Source organism: Pseudomonas sp. P4795, from assembly GCF_048822895.1.
Lineage (GTDB): Bacteria > Pseudomonadota > Gammaproteobacteria > Pseudomonadales > Pseudomonadaceae > Aquipseudomonas.
In genome coordinates this window covers 30,070-45,624 of the sequence record NZ_JBMFBT010000005.1, presented here as the reverse complement: position 1 = coordinate 45,624, position 15,555 = coordinate 30,070, and the positions used below count along the sequence as shown (strand labels likewise).

14 protein-coding genes are annotated in these 15,555 nt (G+C 61.5%); 3 read left to right on the top strand and 11 right to left on the bottom strand.

The window, feature by feature from the left end; translation table 11 throughout:
* Positions 1 to 7 precede the first annotated feature (7 nt).
* From ACOI8A_RS15380 to cpaB, 7 genes are read right to left on the bottom strand one after another with little or no spacing between them, the layout of a single operon-like run.
* On the bottom strand, positions 8 to 697 hold the full coding sequence (locus ACOI8A_RS15380) for a hypothetical protein (protein ID WP_420647120.1): 690 nt from the start codon (positions 695 to 697) through the stop codon (positions 8 to 10).
* Between the two features lie 10 nt (positions 698 to 707).
* Complete coding sequence (locus tag ACOI8A_RS15375) at positions 708 to 1,598, bottom strand: type II secretion system F family protein (protein ID WP_420647121.1); 891 nt, start codon at positions 1,596 to 1,598, stop codon at positions 708 to 710.
* Positions 1,595 to 2,479, bottom strand: a complete 885-nt coding sequence (locus ACOI8A_RS15370; RefSeq protein WP_420647122.1) for a type II secretion system F family protein — start codon at positions 2,477 to 2,479, stop codon at positions 1,595 to 1,597. The genes ACOI8A_RS15375 and ACOI8A_RS15370 overlap by 4 nt, the downstream gene beginning before the upstream one ends.
* A gap of 10 nt (positions 2,480 to 2,489) precedes the next feature.
* Positions 2,490 to 3,761, bottom strand: a complete 1,272-nt coding sequence (locus ACOI8A_RS15365; protein WP_420647123.1) for a CpaF family protein — start codon at positions 3,759 to 3,761, stop codon at positions 2,490 to 2,492.
* Positions 3,758 to 4,948 carry a pilus assembly protein gene (locus ACOI8A_RS15360; RefSeq protein ID WP_420647124.1) on the bottom strand — a complete coding sequence of 397 codons (1,191 nt, stop codon included), beginning with the start codon at positions 4,946 to 4,948 and terminating at the stop codon, positions 3,758 to 3,760. Before ACOI8A_RS15360 ends, ACOI8A_RS15365 begins: the two co-directional genes overlap by 4 nt.
* A complete protein-coding gene (locus tag ACOI8A_RS15355; RefSeq protein WP_420647125.1) occupies positions 4,945 to 6,219 on the bottom strand; it encodes a type II and III secretion system protein family protein in 1,275 nt (424 codons plus the stop codon). The genes ACOI8A_RS15360 and ACOI8A_RS15355 overlap by 4 nt, the downstream gene beginning before the upstream one ends.
* A 21-nt stretch (positions 6,220 to 6,240) precedes the next feature.
* Positions 6,241 to 7,191 carry a Flp pilus assembly protein CpaB gene (cpaB, locus tag ACOI8A_RS15350; RefSeq protein WP_420651291.1) on the bottom strand — a complete coding sequence of 317 codons (951 nt, stop codon included), beginning with the start codon at positions 7,189 to 7,191 and terminating at the stop codon, positions 6,241 to 6,243.
* Between the two features lie 337 nt (positions 7,192 to 7,528).
* On the opposite strand from cpaB, the gene ACOI8A_RS15345 reads away from it, so the two are divergent.
* From ACOI8A_RS15345 to ACOI8A_RS15335, 3 genes are all read left to right on the top strand, one after another.
* A complete protein-coding gene (locus ACOI8A_RS15345; RefSeq protein ID WP_420647127.1) occupies positions 7,529 to 7,729 on the top strand; it encodes a Flp family type IVb pilin in 201 nt (66 codons plus the stop codon).
* A gap of 84 nt (positions 7,730 to 7,813) precedes the next feature.
* On the top strand, positions 7,814 to 8,206 hold the full coding sequence (locus tag ACOI8A_RS15340; RefSeq protein WP_420647128.1) for a response regulator: 393 nt from the start codon (positions 7,814 to 7,816) through the stop codon (positions 8,204 to 8,206).
* 838 nt (positions 8,207 to 9,044) lie between these two features.
* Positions 9,045 to 9,407: a DUF6124 family protein gene (locus ACOI8A_RS15335; protein WP_420647129.1), complete on the top strand. Its 363-nt coding sequence runs from the start codon at positions 9,045 to 9,047 to the stop codon at positions 9,405 to 9,407.
* Between the two features lie 119 nt (positions 9,408 to 9,526).
* Here ACOI8A_RS15335 and ACOI8A_RS15330 read toward each other — a convergent pair whose 3' ends face one another.
* The 4 genes from ACOI8A_RS15330 to ACOI8A_RS15315 form a co-directional block, all read right to left on the bottom strand.
* Positions 9,527 to 11,194 carry a ShlB/FhaC/HecB family hemolysin secretion/activation protein gene (locus ACOI8A_RS15330; RefSeq protein ID WP_420647130.1) on the bottom strand — a complete coding sequence of 556 codons (1,668 nt, stop codon included), beginning with the start codon at positions 11,192 to 11,194 and terminating at the stop codon, positions 9,527 to 9,529.
* 133 nt (positions 11,195 to 11,327) lie between these two features.
* Positions 11,328 to 12,890: a collagen-like triple helix repeat-containing protein gene (locus tag ACOI8A_RS15325; RefSeq protein ID WP_420647131.1), complete on the bottom strand. Its 1,563-nt coding sequence runs from the start codon at positions 12,888 to 12,890 to the stop codon at positions 11,328 to 11,330.
* A gap of 306 nt (positions 12,891 to 13,196) precedes the next feature.
* Positions 13,197 to 14,051, bottom strand: a complete 855-nt coding sequence (locus tag ACOI8A_RS15320; protein ID WP_420651292.1) for a MaoC family dehydratase — start codon at positions 14,049 to 14,051, stop codon at positions 13,197 to 13,199.
* 2 nt (positions 14,052 to 14,053) lie between these two features.
* Complete coding sequence (locus ACOI8A_RS15315) at positions 14,054 to 15,406, bottom strand: 3-oxoacyl-ACP reductase (RefSeq protein ID WP_420647132.1); 1,353 nt, start codon at positions 15,404 to 15,406, stop codon at positions 14,054 to 14,056.
* Positions 15,407 to 15,555: the final 149 nt, after the last annotated feature.

Genomic DNA, 15,555 nt, shown 5'->3' with positions numbered 1-15,555 from the left:
GGCCTCGTTATTGGAGCATCGCGGTGGCGGCTGCGGTGGTTGGGCTTGGGGTTTTGAGTTTTTCGGCGCGGGTCTGGGCTTCGCTGAATTGTTCGGGGCTGAGGTTCAGGCGGCTGACCAGTTCGGCGGCGCGGGTCCAGTCGTCCTGGTACAGCAGCAACGTCACCAGGTTCAGTGCGGCCAGTTGATCGCCTTGCTTGAGTTCCATCGCGGTGAGGAATTCGAAGCGTGCGTCTTCGAGGCGCAGTTGGTTGAGGTAGACCACGCCGAGGTCGTTGCGGATTTTTTCGTCGGTCGGTGCCAGGCGTGCGGCGCGTTGCAGGTGGGCCTGAGCCAGACCATAGTCGGATCGGGCGGCGGCGAGTTGGCCGAGGCCGTGTTCGGCTTCGGCGGCGAGGCAACTGCCGAGCAGGCTGCGATACAAAGGTTCGGCTTCGCTGCGTCCGAGCAGGCGGTAGACCTTGGCTTTGCGCAGGCGCACGTCGGCGAGGTTGTCCGGCAGGCTTTGCAGGTTGGCCAGGCTGGCGTGCAATTTGCCGTCCTTGGCCATGTCATCGGCAAGGGTCAGCGACAGTTGTTGCTCCTGGCTCAGTTGGCCGCAACTGACGTTTTGCGTCAGGGCTTGCCAAGGCGCTTGTCCGTTGGTGGCGCAGCCACCGAGCAGCAGCAGGGTCACACCGGCAATCATTGTTTTCATCACGATCCCTCTAGGAGCCCAACGCGCGCGCCAGGGCACTGAAGCCCGGGCCGGCGAGGACGATCAACAGTGCCGGGAAGAGAAATATCATCATCACGACGGACATTTTGGCGGACATTTTCGAGATGTATTCCTGCAGCCGTGTCAGGCGCCGGTCATCGAGCAACTGCTTGAGCGCGAGCAGCGATTTCATTGCGCCGCCGCCCTGCTGCAGCAGTTGCTGGAGGATCACGCAGGTGTCGGTGAATTCATCCACCGCGAGCAGGCGGGTGGCCTTGTTCAGTTCTTCGCCCAGCTCCAGCCCTGAGTCGACGCGGGCCAGCACCAGGCGCAACTCCTCGGTCAGCACCGGCAGCAGCGACCGCGCTTCATGGCTGAGTACGCGCAGTGCCTGTTCCACCGCCATGCCTGATTCGAACAGGATGCGCAGTAATGGAATGAAGGTCGAAATCTCCGTGGCCAGTTGTTGCTGGCGGCGATTGGCGGCCCACGCCAGCAGGCGTTTGGGCAGCAAGTAGCCAATGCCGACCGCGAACAGCGGCGCGATCCACTGGCGTTCGGCGTTTGCAAACAGCACCCCTTGCACGAGCACCGCCACGGTCAGCAACAACAGCGGCGAGCCGATCTGGCAGGCGGCGAACAGCGAGCGCTGGCGGGCGCTGCGCCAGCCGAGGCGGTTGAGCAGCGTCTGGGTTTCGTTGTCGAGTTTCACTGCACGCTGGCCGAGGTTGCTGTCGCCGAGCACTCGCAGCAAGTTGCCGAAACGGTTGTCGCGCAGCAGGTCGCCTTCCAGGCGCCGGTTGACCTGTCTTGTGCGGCGGCGTTGATCGAGCAGGCCGCTGATCAGCAGCAGCGCTGCACCGAGCATCAACAGGGCGCTGATCATCAAGGGCATGGTCATAGGCTACGCAACATCCGCCAGAGCATCAGGCTGCCGAACACCTGCAAGCCGAACGCAGTAGCGAGCATCATCTGCCCGGAATGGTCGTTCCACATCGCGATCAGATAGCGCGGATTGGACAGTAGAAAATACCCGGCCAGCCCGACTGGCAGCAGCCCCAGAACCCACGCGGTGATCCGGGTTTCGCCGGTCATGGCGCGCAGTTGCCGCGAGGCCTGATCGCGTTCGCGGATCATCTTGATCAGGTTCTCCAGCAGTTCGCTGGCGTTGCCGCCGTAGCGGTGATTGACCTTCAGGCCGACCGCGAACAGGCGCAGTTCATCCTTCTCGTACAGCTCCGCCAGATCGGCCACCGCCTCCGGCAGACTCACGCCCAACTGCACGTTGCGCTGCACCCGGCCCATGGCGTTTTTCAGCGGATCTTCGCTGGCGTCGATGGCGCCCAGCACTGCGTCGGCCAGGGTGCGTCCGGACTTCAGGCTGCGCACCGTGTGGTCGAGCAGTTGCGGCAGTTGTTCGATCATCCGCCGCAGCCGCCGCTGGTAACGCCAGCTGATGTACAGCCGCAACCCCAACGGCGGAATCACCAACAACAGCAGCAAACCGATCCAGCCACCGAGGATCAGCCCGAGCAAAATACCCAGCCCCCACAGTAGCAACCACAGCCCCAGGCGCTCTGTCGGACGGCCGAGGCCGGCGCGCAGGAAGGCTCGTTCCAGACCGGCCCAGCGCTGGCTTTGTGTAGTGAGTTGCGGTTGCCCCTGATTCAAACGATCGAGTACGCGCTCGGTGCCGTTCTGGCGCCAGCCGTTGTAGAACAGGCGCAGTGACAGGCCCAGCAGCGCGAGGCAGATCAGGATCAGCAGCAGCGGTTTGAGCATGCGTCGGCCCTCAATGCGGCAGCGTCGGTTCGCGACGCAATTTGTCGCCGGCCGGGTTGATCGCCTCGCGCAGGAAGCCGAAGCCGCTGCGCCGGTCAAGCCGGAACAAGGTGTTGGTGACGTACACGTCGTCGCGCACACCGACCACTTCCACCACTTCGCTGACGCAGCGCCGGCCATCAGGCATGCGCGTCAGTTGAATGATCACGTCGAGCGCGGCGCAGATCATCTGGCGCAAGGTACGTTCGGCGATGGTGCGCCCGGTCAGGCCCACCAGCGTCTCCAGGCGCAGCAAGGCATCTTGAGCATTGTTGGCGTGCACGGTGCTCATCGAACCGTCGTGGCCGGTGTTCATCGCGGTCAGCACATCGACCACTTCAACCCCGCGAATCTCGCCGAGGATGATCCGGTCAGGGCGCATGCGCAGGGCGTTGCGGATCAGGTCGCTGGACTTCACTTCACCGTGGCCCTCGGCATTCGGCGGGCGGGTTTCCAGGCGTACGACGTGCGGATGACCGAGCTGCAATTCGGCGACGTCTTCGATGGTCACCAGCCGCTCATGCGGATTGATCAACTGGCTGAGAATGTTCAGCAACGTCGTCTTGCCGGTGCCGGTGCCGCCGCTGATCAAAATATTGCAGCGTTTGCCGACCGCTTCTTCGATGAAGTCGAAGATCGCCTGATCGATGGTCTGCATCGCCATCAGGTCGGTGCTTTTGAGCATGTCCTTGCGAAATTTGCGAATCGACAGGCACGGCCCGTCGAGGGCAATCGGCGGGATGATTGCGTTGACGCGGCTGCCATCCGGCAGGCGTGCATCGACCATCGGCGACGACTCGTCGAGGCGCCGGCCGAGCGGGGCGAGGATGCGTTGCATGACGCGCTCGACGTGATGCGCATCGATGAAACGCAGGTCGCTCAGGTGCAGCACGCCGTCACGTTCGATGAACACCCGGTGCGGGCCGTTGACCAGAATCTCGGTCACGGCCGTGTCGCGCAGCAGCACTTCCAGTGGGCCGAATCCGGTCAGCTCATCGACGATTTCTTCGGCCAGGCGCTCCATTTCGTAACGCGAAATCGCCAGGTGCAGACGCGCGATGTATTCGGCGACCTTGTCGATGACAAATTGCGCCAGCACCTGCCGCGAACCTTCCAGCAGGTTTTTTCCCGACTCTTCGATGGCGTCGATGATGTAGCGATGCAGCACCAGTTTCAGGCCATCGTGATCGGTGTTGCCGGTCACGGGGCGCTGCGGGCCGCCGAACAATTGCTCGCCGCTCATGAGGTGCCCCGCAAGCGGTTGAACCAGTTGACCTTGGGTTTGGCCAGACCTTCGGAGCGTTTCGCCAGACGTTCGCCGAGGGTACGCAGGCTCTGGCTGAGGGCTTCACGCGGCGCCAGCTCGAACAGACTCACGCCCTGATTTTTGGCGTTGAGGCGAATCTCCGGGCTGTAAGCGAGCACTGCGATGACTTCCAGACCGAAGGTTTTGCCGAGGGTGTCGGAATCCGGCGCAACGTTGCGCAGATAGCGATCGACCAGCAATCGGCCGTGGTCGAGTTTCATGCCTTTTTCGCGCCACAGATTGAGCACCGCCAAATTGCGCCGGCAGTCGAGCACGCTTTGATCGGTGTACCACAGCAACTTGTCGCAATGGCTGACGAAGGTGCGCAATGCATCGCTGTCGGGTTGCCCGGTGAGGTTCACCACGATGTGCTGAAAATGCTGCCGCAAGGCACTGAGCAACATGTACAGCTCGGCTGCGCTGGTGCGCTCCAGCGGTTCGTCGCCGGGCGCATAGGCGAGAATGCGCAGACCGGCCTCGGCACTGGTGAATGCGCTGTCGATCAGCGTCGCGTCGAGGCGACGCAAGTGGCGCAGCGCGTCGCCGAAGAAAAACGAACTCTCCAGCCCCAGCAACGCGAGACTGTCGCCGCGCGGCAGGCCAAGGTCGAGCAGCAACGTCTGCTGGCCGCTCTTCTGCACCACCAGCGCCATGTGATTGGCGAGCAGCGCGCCATCGGCATTGCTCTGGATGCCATACAGCACGGTCAGACCACCCAGTTGGGCATTCTGCGCCACCGCTGGCAGGCGTTTGCTCAGCCGTCGCACCAGCCCGGCGACTTCACTGGAGCGCGATCCATAAGCGACAAAATCCCGCGCCCCGGCACGCATTGCGTTGAGTACCAACTGGTTGTCCATGCCGTCACCGAGGGCGACGATCGCCAGCATCGGCTTGGCTTCGAGCACGCCTTCAATCAGTGCACTTTGCGCCACCAGATGCTCACGATCCAGACCGACAAACACCAGGCTGGCGAAGGTCACATCAACCAGTGCGAGCAACTCGTCGAGGCTGCCACTGTCGGCGTTGACCACTTGGCCGAGCGGCGCGAGGGCGCCTTGCAACCACTCAAGATCAGTGTTGTTGCGGGTGATGGCGAGGAAGGTCTGACTCAGGCTCTGGCTCATTGCGATAACCCGCTGCGTTTATCGAAGTTGCCGTTTTCCAGGAAGTACAGGCGATACCAGTTCGGGTCGTAATTGCGCAGTTTTTCCCCAGGCAGCGATGGCAGCGGCGCGTTGGCGGCCAGCGGTTGCACCAGGTGCGGGGTGACGATCATCAGCAGTTCGCGCTCCTCGCGATTGATCGAGGAATTGCGGAAAAACGCGCCGAGCACCGGGATGTCGCCCAGCCCCGGAAACTTGTTCACCTCAGATGCGTTGCGGGTGCTGATCAAACCGCTGATGACGAAGCTTTCGCCATCGGCCAGGGAGATGCTGGTGTCGGTGCGGCGGATGGTGAACGCCGGCACTTTGGTGCCGCCAATGGTCACGCCATTGTTGTAATCCAGTTCACTGACTTCCGGAGCAACCTTGAGCGCGATGCGGTTTTGGCTGACCACCGTTGGCGTCAGCGTCAGGCGAATGCCGAACTCTTTGTATTCGATCGAATAGCTGTTGCTGTTGGCGCTCGGCACCGGGATCGGCACTTCGCCGCCGGCGAGGAAACTCGCGCTCTGGCCACTGATTGCCACCAGACTCGGTCGCGCCAGGGTGTAGGCGAAACCGCTGCCCTCCAGTGCGTTGACGATGCCGAGGAACTTGCTGCTGCCGCCGCCCCAGACAATGTTGAACATGTCGTTGGCCAACGGAATGCTCGGTACCGCGATGCGCGGATCGGGCAGGTTGCGCAACGGCACAAACCCAGGGGTGACAGCCGTATTCGGGACGGTGCCCGGCCCGCCGAACAGAAAGTTGTTCGAGCCTTTACCGTAAATCGAGGTGCCGGCCTCTTTGAGTTTGGTGCGGCTGACTTCGACGAAGCGAATGTCGGTCTGCACCTGCGACGGCAGGATGTCCTCTACGCTGGCCGGGGTGGCCACGGCCGTCATCGCCGCGGTGGCCTTGCCTTGCACGAACACCATGCTCTGGCGTGGCGTACTGGAGCAGGCGCTCCAGATCATCAATGTGGTGGCGCCGGGGCCGACGCCCGTGAGTAACACCCCTTGATCGCCGGTCACGCGCACATCGGCAATCTTCGGATCACCGACCGCCACGCGGGTGATCGCCACGGGTGATTGCACTGCCTGTTGCAGGCCTTCTCCGACTTGCAGCACCGCCGGCAACGGCGCGAGCGCGGCACAGTTACTGGCGGCCGCGAGGGCGCTGCCGGTTGAAGCAACGCTCAACAGCGAGACCCGGAGCAAGCCGAGGATCAGGGGCGTGAAGCATTTGCGCATGAATGTGCGTCCTTGCTCGATTCAGTGAGTGGGGGCTGCGGATTCAGTGCCGCGTATTACTTCCACGGCGGGTTTGCGCGGCGCCGGTTGACTGGCCACGGTGAGTGGTTTGGGCGGCGATGTGAGTGACAGTTGATTGAATTCGATCAGTGCGCGGCGCGGTGTATCGAGGCCTGCGGCGACGTTGTCGTCGCCGGCCCAGTATTTCGCCAGTTGCTGTTCATCGGCGCTGCGCACCGCCAGGCGCAACACCCCGGCGCTGGACGCCAGCATCAAACGATTGAGCAACGCTTCGGGCACCGCCAGCACCACGCTGCGTGCGGCGTTGCGCAGTTGTTCCTGTTTGAGTTTTTCTTCTTCGCTGTGGGCGGGGGTGGCGGGTTGGCCGTTGTTGGTCAGGCCCATCTGATTGCCCACGCTCAATACACGAACCGCCGGTACCACCAACTGCGCGGACGGCTGCGGGTTGCTCTCGTCCTTGCGCAGAAACAGCAGCACATCGACGTAGTCCCCCGGCGCCAATTGGCCACCAGCGTTGATCACTTCATCTACGGAAACCGCGAGCGCGCGTTCGCCTGGGCGGATCATCCGTGACAGCGGGCTGCCGGCTGCAAAACTTTCATCGGTCAACCAGGTGCCGGCGCTGAGGGCGCGCCATGGCGTGCGGCCGATCACTTGCTCGACGCTGCCCAGGCTGCCGGCAGGCGCGGCGCGCAACTTTTCTACGGTGACGTCGGCGGCGCTGATTTTTACGAACGGGGCGATGTCGCGGAGCAGCACCACGACCGGTTGACGGGTCGGATCGTCCACCGGTAACGCGGCAGTGATGGGGGGGGCTGCGGGTTCAGCGGCGACGGTGACGACAGGTTCGGCAGGCGGAGTCTGGCGACTCAGTGTCAGGCCCCAGTAACCGGCAATGATGGCACCGAGCAGCAAGGCACCAGCCAGGCCCAGCGTGACGCGACTGTTCATGATGGCTCTCCCTTTCCCGCTGCACTGATGCTCATGTAAAAACCGTGACTACCAACGAGATGATTTCGCAATCAGACAGCTATGAATCAGTAACTATTTTGCTATTTGAAGGTAGCCCAGCCCGAACAAAACGCCATTAGCCACAGTGAAATATCCAACGAAAGTAGGGGGCTATCGCGCCAAACATGGTTTTTTGCGGTTGTTTGGCGCGTTACTACTTTGGTGTTAATCCGTTCTTACAGTTGTCGGTCCGGGCATTGCCGACAATGCTGATGCTGGCACAGGGGAATCATGTTGCGAGCACGCAACACCCGGTGTCTTTCAAGGAGAAGTCGCTATGTCCCTTTCGAAAAAAGTCGTGCAGACAATCAAATCCCAAGTCGCTTTTTACAAAGGTCTGGTCAAGGACACCGAGGGCGCCTCGGGTATCGAATACGCAATCATTGCCGGTATGGTGGCGGTGGCGCTGGCGGTGTTTGTTACGCCGATTTCGGCTGCCATCACCACCATGTTCACCACCATTCAAAACGCACTCTGACCGGATGCTGATCATCGGCCGGCAACTTGCGAATGCGCCCAAGGGGTTCTAACGTCAGCGCTAAGTCCATCGCAGGGTTTGCCCATGTCTTCCTCACGTCCGCTCCGCCAGCAGTTGCTTCTTGTCGATGATGAGGAAGATGCACTGCTGGAACTGGCGGAGTTGCTCGAGGGGGAGGACTTCGTCTGTCATACCGCGACGTCGGTGAAACTGGCGTTGCGGCATCTGACTCAGCATCCGGATATTGCGCTGGTGATTACTGATTTGCGCATGCCGGAAGAGAGTGGCATGTCGTTGATCAAGCGGCTGCGTGAGCATACTTCGCGTGCGCATTTGCCGGTGATCGTGACGTCGGGGCATGCGGATATGGAAGATGTGAGCGATATGTTGCGGTTGCAGGTGCTGGACCTTTTTCGCAAGCCGATTTATCACGTTCGGTTGTTGGAGACGCTTGATAATTTGTTTCCCAAGGGGTGAGGGGTTGTGGTGTTGCTGATGGTGGTTCCGCCCTGACGGTCGGGTCACTTTGGCAAAAGCCGGAATGCCGGCCCAGCCCAAAGTAACCAAAGGTCTTTACCCTGACGTTCGGCCCTCGCTGTGGCTCGGGTCCCTTCGCTCCGGTATTCATCCGGGGGCATCGCCTCCGGTTTGCTGCGCTGCACCTCCTCTCGATGTGTTCGACTTCGTCGAACGGTCGCTGCGCTCCCACCCCCGGATAAATCCCTCCACTCAGCCTGCCGATGGGCGTTCGAGATCAAGATCAAGAGCTGCAGCCGAGCTAACGCTCATCCTGTTGAGTGGTGGTGGGGCAAAATCTGGAGCGGGACTTTGCAGAATTTGAATTCACCTCGGTGGGGCACGTCGGCGTACATCTTCCAAACACCTCGGTCAGTCCCCTCTACCTCTGGGAGAGGGCTAGGGTGAGGGCCAGCTCTCAAGGCCGATCAAAGATCCCTCGAAACCCGCAATCCGCTCTGCATTCCATCCGCTTGCGTTTAAAAATGTTTTGAATTTGCCGAACCTTCCCACAGGGTTTTCAGGTTGTCCGTCGGACGTGCGCTCTCTAGTCTTTGGCTGTCGCTGCCTATCAGCGAGCAGGTGTGGAAACCTGAATTTCAAGTAGATGCATTGCAGCGCTACCGTAATCGTTGCCGACGTTGTCTTTCGTCTGCAAACTGCGTCGCGGCGGCTGTGCGTGGGCAGACTTCGGTCTGGCCGGTTGCCTACTTATCGGTTTTCCACCCTGCGTACAGCTGCCACCTTTTTGTCGTGTGGAAACGACGGAAGGTGGCTTCACAGCCAAGTAGGAGTTTTTATGGACAAGCTGATTCCCGATCCACCCGAAGACCCCACCACCCCCCTCGAAGAAGCCCTGCGCATCGAAGACCTCGCCCGCAACCGCGAGGCCATCAAACGCGCCCTCGATTTCTACCTCTGCCCAAGCCTTTCCAAACCCCGGAAGCCGAGCACCATGTTCATGGTCACGCCGAATATCGATACCGAAAGTCTGCTGGCCCACGCCTGTGAATCCCTGGCGTCGGCCAGTACGCTGGCGAGCAATTTTGCCAATCAGTTGAGCGGCGAGCAGCGGCATTCGGCGCTGGCGATTCAGCAGATCATCATGCTGGCGGAGTTGGCGGTGAATCGGGCGCTGGATCGGGTTGATCCGCAGACTTAAACATTCAGTCAGTCTTACCGCGTTATCGTTCATCGCTGGCAAGCCAGCTCCCACAAGGTCATGCGCCATTTTGAAATACGCGCGATTCCTGTGGGAGCTGGCTTGCCAGCGATAGCGGTTTAAAGTTGATAGCTGAAACTGATGCTGTAACGCGGCCGACGATTAAACGTGTCCAGTGCCTCATCCGACATCGGCTTGGCCGCCTCCAGCGCCACGTTGTAGTACTTGGCATCACCAAACCGCAGCCCGATCGCTGCCGAGGACAGGTCGTTGTCTTGCACGGCAAGTTTGTTGAACCAGGATTTCGAGCGGTCGAGCACGACGTACGGTTGCAGGATGCGCACCCAGTTGCCGTCGCGGTTGAAGCTGTAGTTGATCTCGTATGCCACGCCCCAACCCTTGTCGCCGGACGCTTGATCATCGGGATAGCCACGGCCGAAATTCTGTCCGCCGAACACGGCGCGTTCGCTGTCGGGCAGGCTGTCGTTGCTCCAGTACAGCGCAGCCGAGAGCACGCCTTGCCAGTTGTCGAAGAACTTGTCGCTCTGTACCCCGGAGACACGTACGCGGAAGAAGTCCAGGTCGAGTGCGCTGTTGTTGGTTTTCGCGCCCATGCTGTCGAGGCCTTGATAGACGCCGCCGCTGAGGATGCGCAGTTGCCGCGCGTCAGCCTTGCGCCAGTCGCTTTCGAAGGCGAGGGCGCGAACGTCGGTGCGCTCTTCGACGCTCAACGGGTAGCCAACGACTTTGTAGCGGGTCTTGTCGTTGACTGCGTACAGGCGTGATCCGGCAGTCAGCAGTTCATTCGAGGCGGCAATCAGCGGCAGGCTGAAACCGATTGAGTAGCGATCATTCTCGCGGTGCGGTTTGAGCTCCAGGCCATTGGCGAGCCGCACGTTGGTGCCGGGGTCGGCGCGATAGCGCGAGGCCGACAGACTCAGCTGCGTGCCTTCGGCGTCGATGAACTGGTTGTAGTCCGCCCGGTAGTAATGCTCGTCATCATCACCCGGCGGAAACAGGCCGCTGAGTGACAGTTGTTCGCCCATCGAAGTCTGTGAATTGCTGCTGACACCGAGCAGGGCCTGGGTGCCGTTGCGGTTGTCTTCTGTGGTGCTCATGCTGGTGGTAAATGGTTTGCGGCTGGCCTGGGCGATCAACGTCGTGGCGCCATCGGTGGTGCCGGGTGGCGGCACCTGGGCCTGCACGGTAACGCCGGGAATGCGTGTCATCAGCGTGGTGTAGCGCTCGAATGTCTTGCGCGTCAGCGGCCGTTCGGCCTGCATTTTCGCCACCAGTTTATCCAGCAGACTTTTCACCCGGCCGACATCGCCCTGCAACTGGTAATCCTTGACGTAACCCTCGACCAACACTACCCGCGCCACGCCGTCATCGAAGGTTTGTTGCGGCAAAAATGCGTAGGACAGCAGGTAGCCGTCTTGCTGGTAACGCCGGGTGATATTGCGCGTCGCTTCGATCAGGTCGGCGAGGCTGGTTTCGCGACCGATCAAGGGTTGGTAGATCGCCGCCAGCTCGTTGAGCGGGTAGATTGTGCCGCCTTCGATCTGCACGGTTTTCAAATTGATTTTGGTGCCCATCATCAACGGCTCTGCGGCGGCACCCGGTTCCGGCACTTGCAGCGGTGCGGCGGTCGGGCGATAGGCGTCGGCAGGCAGGTTCGGCACCGGCAGGTTGCGGATGGTTTCGTTGCTGTTGAGAAAGCTCGGGAGGGTGTCGGCGAGGGCAGCGGAACTGAGACTGAGGAACAGCAGGGACGCCATAACGCGCATAGGACACTCCATGTTCAGGCCGCAGGAATTGGCGGGTTTCTCCAAAGAAAAAAGCGGAAGACTCGTAGGAATCTTCCGCCCTCAACCAAGCGTAGGCGCTGTAGGTGAGGCCGTCGAATCGGCCAGGTGCAAATTAGCGTTGGTTGCCGCCCAAGGCGCCGGTCAGGCCACCGAGTACACCGCCCAGCCCGCCGCCGGTGGTGCCGCCGCTGGTAGTGCCGTTGACCAGCCCACCCACGGCGCCGACGGTTGCGCCAACGTTGCTGACCAGACCACCAACCGCGGTGGTGACCGGGTTGTTCGTGGCGGCAATCGCGCCGCCAAGGTTGCTGACCGCACCGCCGACCTGGCCGGTGAGACCGGCGACTGGCGCTCCGATACCCGTGGTGGCGCCGACATTTTGGGTCAGGCTGGTCACGGCGCTGGTCACAGGGTTCAGCGCTCCGCCCACCGTGCCGCCAACCGTTGCCAGTGCTGAAGTAGGCCCGGTGATCGGTGTACCCGAACCGCCAAGCACGGTGTTGATTGAAGCGATGGTATTACCCAGACCGCCCGCGGTGACGCCACCGGCACTGACCACGCCATTGGTGCTGCCGGCGTTCAAGCCTGTGCCGAGGTTGACCACTGCGCCCCCGACAGTTTGCAGCAGACCTGTGCCACCGAGACCGCCCCCAATACCACCCGTACCTGAACCGGTGCCATTAGACACCAGCCCACCAGCCTTGCCGACGGCAGTGCCGGTGTTGCTCAGCGCGCCGCCGAGGGTGTTGGTCAAGGCGTTGCCATTACCCGCGTCAGCGACCTTGTCTCCCAGGCCATTCACCGCGCCGCCGACTTTCGCAACCACACCCTTGAGCGGATCGCCCAGGCCGGTGGCATCACCGATTTTGTCCGTGGTGCTTTCGACCATGGCGATTACCGGCACCAGTTTGCCGCCGAGTTCGTTGGTCAATTTGCTGGTCGGGCCGTTGGTCAGCGTAGTAGTGAGCGTATCGCCCAGCATGGTGACCTTCTGGCCGACCCCACCGAGCACCGGCGCCACTTTCGTCACTACACCGCCAACCACCGGGACGCGATTGGTCGCGGTCGCCAGTTTGCCGCTGAGGTCGGAAACGCCGTCGCCGACATCCTGCACAACGCCGCCGACCGAAGAGACGGTGGTGGTCAAACCTTTGGGATCAGTCGCCAGTTTACCGATGCCGTTGGTCACGCCATCGCCGAGTGTGCTGACGACGTTACCGGCGGTGTTGGCGGCGCTCTGCACCACGCCACCGACTACAGGCACGCCGCTCAAGGAGTCGCCGATCTGGCCAACGCCATCACCCACTCCGCTCACAGTTTTGCCGACATCCTGCACCAGCGTGGTAGTGACCAGCGAAGGCGTTGTTGGATTGGTCGGGTTGGTCGGATCAGTCGGGTCAACCGGGTTGGTTGGATTGGTTGGGTCCGTAGGATTGACAGGCGTTGTACCGCCGCCGGTTCCGCCAGTACCACCTGTGCCGCCAGTGCCTGCTGTATCACCCGTGCCGCCGGTGGCGCCGGTTCCACCAGTGCCTGCGCCTGCGGTCGAATCGCTCGGCGACGAACTGCCTGAGCTACTTTTATGGCCGCCACCGCCGCTGCTGCAACCGGTGAGGCCGAGGGAGAGGATCAATGCCAGAGCGATTGCCGATTTGCACCACACTTGAGTTTTCATGATTGAGATTCCTGCACCTTGTCACAACGTTCGTTGTATTCGATGGCTCGCCGATTCTGTTGGCGGCAATGCCTTCGTCCGTTGTGCTCATCTCACTCGCAAGGCTGGATCCAGACCATTCTCAAGTTGGTATTAACGCCTTTATATAGGGATGGGAAATTGCTGCCTAAGGACTAATACCGAGGATATAAGCACGCAAAAAAAAGCCTTGAGAATCAAGGCTTGGATTTGGTTTCAGTAATTTACGAAGCGCGAAAAAACTTAAGTGATATACACACAATTTACAGGTCTGCCTGGCCTTGGAATTCAGGCAATCGGCTGCCATTTGCCGACCATGTGCTCCAGCTCACCAGAGCCGATCAAGCGCAATTCACCGCTCGATCCGGCCGCGCTGGCGAACAGCGATACCTCACTTGGCAGGCGCACCGGTTTGCGAAAGTGCACGGCAATTTCCAGGTTGGCGGTGGGCAGGTGATCACTCAGCGCGGCGAGTGTCCGCGCCTTGTTCCACAGGCCGTGAGCAATCGCACTGGGGAAACCGAACAGCTTGGCGCTGGCGGCGCTCAGATGGATCGGGTTGTAGTCGCCGGAGACCTTGGCGTATTGCCGGCCGATGTCCGCCGGAGCTTGCCATTGCGCCACTTGCTGCAGTGGCAAGGTCGGCTCCCAGGTCTGCTCGACCGGCTCGCCTTCAAGTTTCACGCCGCGACAGAGCATCTGACTTTCCGCCTCCCACAGCGGCCCGAGTTGATCGTCGAGAGTAGTCAGCAAATCGAAAGTCGCGCCTTTCGGATGCGCTTGCAGATTGCTCACGCGCACACTGACTTGCGCGCGGCTGATCCCGCCCATCGGCCGCAATACACGAATGCGGTTGCTCAAATGAATCAAGCCGAGCAGCGGAAACGGAAACTCTTTGGCTGTGAGCAATTGCATCTGCAAGGCGAACGCGAGGATGTGTGGATAAGTCGGCGGGAGCAGGCCATCGTCGGCAAAGCCGCAGACCTTTCGATAGTCCGCCAGACGCTTGCCATCGACGTCGACCAGGCAGCGCAGTCCGCTGTCGGGAAGTTGAGTGCCGGTGATTTTCCGTCGGGACGCGGCCCGGACATACAAGCCGGGCAAGCTCGGTTCACGCGCTAATGTTTGCCATTCGATGCTCATGGTCAGGCCCCCAGAACGCTTTGCCCGCAGACGCGCAACGCCTGCCCGGTGAACGCGCCGGTGCCGGGTTGCGCCAGCCACGCCACAGCTTCGGCGACGTCCTGCGGTAGGCCACCCTGACCGAGTGAGCTCATGCGTCGTCCGGCTTCACGCAGGCCGAACGGAACGCGTGCGGTCATCTGGGTTTCGATGAAGCCCGGCGCCACGGCGTTGATGCTGATACCGCGTTCCAGCAGGGTTGGCGCCCAGGCTTGCGCCAGGCCAATCACCCCGGCCTTGCTCGCCGCGTAGTTGGTTTGCCCGCGATTGCCGGCGATGCCGCTGATCGAAGCCAGCAACACCACTCGCGCGTTGTCACGCAGGGTGCCGTTGTCGAGCAGGGCTTTGGTCAGCACTTGCGGCGCGTTGAGATTGACTGCCAGCACAGCATCCCAGAATTCCGGGGTCATGTTGGCCAGGGTTTTGTCGCGGGTGATCCCGGCGTTGTGCACCAGAATGTCGAGGCCATCCGGTAGCTGTTCGATCAATTGCGCGGCGGCGTCTTCGGCGCAGATATCGAGGGTGATGCTGCGCCCGCCAAGTCGCGCGGCGAGGGCGTCGAGATCGGTCTTGGCCGGTGGCACGTCGAGCAGAATCACCTCGGCGCCATCGCGGGCCAGTGTTTCTGCGATGGAGGCACCGATGCCGCGTGCGGCGCCGGTGACCAGCGCTTTGCGGCCGGCCAGGGGGCGCGTCCAGTCAGTCACAGGTGTGGCGCAAGCCGTCAGACGAATCACTTGTCCGGAGACAAACGCGCTTTTCGGCGACAGGAAAAACCGCAACGGGCCTTCCAGTTGCTCCTCGGCACCTTCGCCGACGTAGATCAATTGCAGCGTGCCGCCGCTACGCAGTTCTTTGGCCAACGAGCGCGAAAAACCTTCCAGCGCCCGTTGTGCACTGGCGGCGAATGGCTCGCTGAGGGTTTCCGGGGCGCGCCCGAGAATCACCAGATGCGCGCTGCTGTCGAGGTTCTTCATCAGCGGCTGGAAGAACTCGCGCAGCTGTTTGAGTTGATCGGTGTGCTGCAAATCGCTGGCGTCGAACACCACAGCTTTGAGCTTGGGGCCGAGGCCGGGAATCCATTGCGTGGCGCTCGCAGGCTCGTCGCCGTAGCGATAAATCCCGTCGGTCAGGCGATTGGCGAAGCTGCTGACCTGCGCGGCCAGCGGTCCGCCACCGATCAGCAGCGCGCCGTCTACTGGTCGCAGGCGCCCAGCCTCCCAGCGTTCCAGCCGCACCGGCGACGGCAGGCCCAATGCGCCGACCAGACGGTGGCCGATGGACGAGTTGGCGAAGTCGATATAGCGGTCAGACATGGAACGCTCTCCAGAAGATGGGGTTCAAAGTGTGGACTGCGCGGGGCAATCAATCGTTCGATCCGCGCAATAAGGCCTACGCTAGAACACTGAGGTTTAGCAGGTCTTGCAGATAAATGCGGAAACTGTGGGAGCGAACCTGTGGCGAG

Excerpts from the sequence above, each read along its gene's own strand:
- ACOI8A_RS15345 (WP_420647127.1), top strand. The coding sequence starts at position 7,529 with ATGTCCCTTTCGAAAAAAGTCGTGCAGACAATCAAATCCCAAGTCGCT.
- cpaB (WP_420651291.1), bottom strand. The coding sequence starts at position 7,191 with ATGAACAGTCGCGTCACGCTGGGCCTGGCTGGTGCCTTGCTGCTCGGT.
- ACOI8A_RS15315 (WP_420647132.1), bottom strand. The coding sequence starts at position 15,406 with ATGTCTGACCGCTATATCGACTTCGCCAACTCGTCCATCGGCCACCGT.
- ACOI8A_RS15360 (WP_420647124.1), bottom strand. The coding sequence starts at position 4,948 with ATGAGCCAGAGCCTGAGTCAGACCTTCCTCGCCATCACCCGCAACAAC.
- ACOI8A_RS15335 (WP_420647129.1), top strand. The coding sequence starts at position 9,045 with ATGGACAAGCTGATTCCCGATCCACCCGAAGACCCCACCACCCCCCTC.
- ACOI8A_RS15380 (WP_420647120.1), bottom strand. The coding sequence starts at position 697 with ATGAAAACAATGATTGCCGGTGTGACCCTGCTGCTGCTCGGTGGCTGC.
- ACOI8A_RS15340 (WP_420647128.1), top strand. The coding sequence starts at position 7,814 with ATGTCTTCCTCACGTCCGCTCCGCCAGCAGTTGCTTCTTGTCGATGAT.
- ACOI8A_RS15330 (WP_420647130.1), bottom strand. The coding sequence starts at position 11,194 with ATGCGCGTTATGGCGTCCCTGCTGTTCCTCAGTCTCAGTTCCGCTGCC.
- ACOI8A_RS15355 (WP_420647125.1), bottom strand. The coding sequence starts at position 6,219 with ATGCGCAAATGCTTCACGCCCCTGATCCTCGGCTTGCTCCGGGTCTCG.
- ACOI8A_RS15370 (WP_420647122.1), bottom strand. The coding sequence starts at position 2,479 with ATGCTCAAACCGCTGCTGCTGATCCTGATCTGCCTCGCGCTGCTGGGC.
- ACOI8A_RS15375 (WP_420647121.1), bottom strand. The coding sequence starts at position 1,598 with ATGACCATGCCCTTGATGATCAGCGCCCTGTTGATGCTCGGTGCAGCG.
- ACOI8A_RS15325 (WP_420647131.1), bottom strand. The coding sequence starts at position 12,890 with ATGAAAACTCAAGTGTGGTGCAAATCGGCAATCGCTCTGGCATTGATC.
- ACOI8A_RS15365 (WP_420647123.1), bottom strand. The coding sequence starts at position 3,761 with ATGAGCGGCGAGCAATTGTTCGGCGGCCCGCAGCGCCCCGTGACCGGC.
- ACOI8A_RS15320 (WP_420651292.1), bottom strand. The coding sequence starts at position 14,051 with ATGAGCATCGAATGGCAAACATTAGCGCGTGAACCGAGCTTGCCCGGC.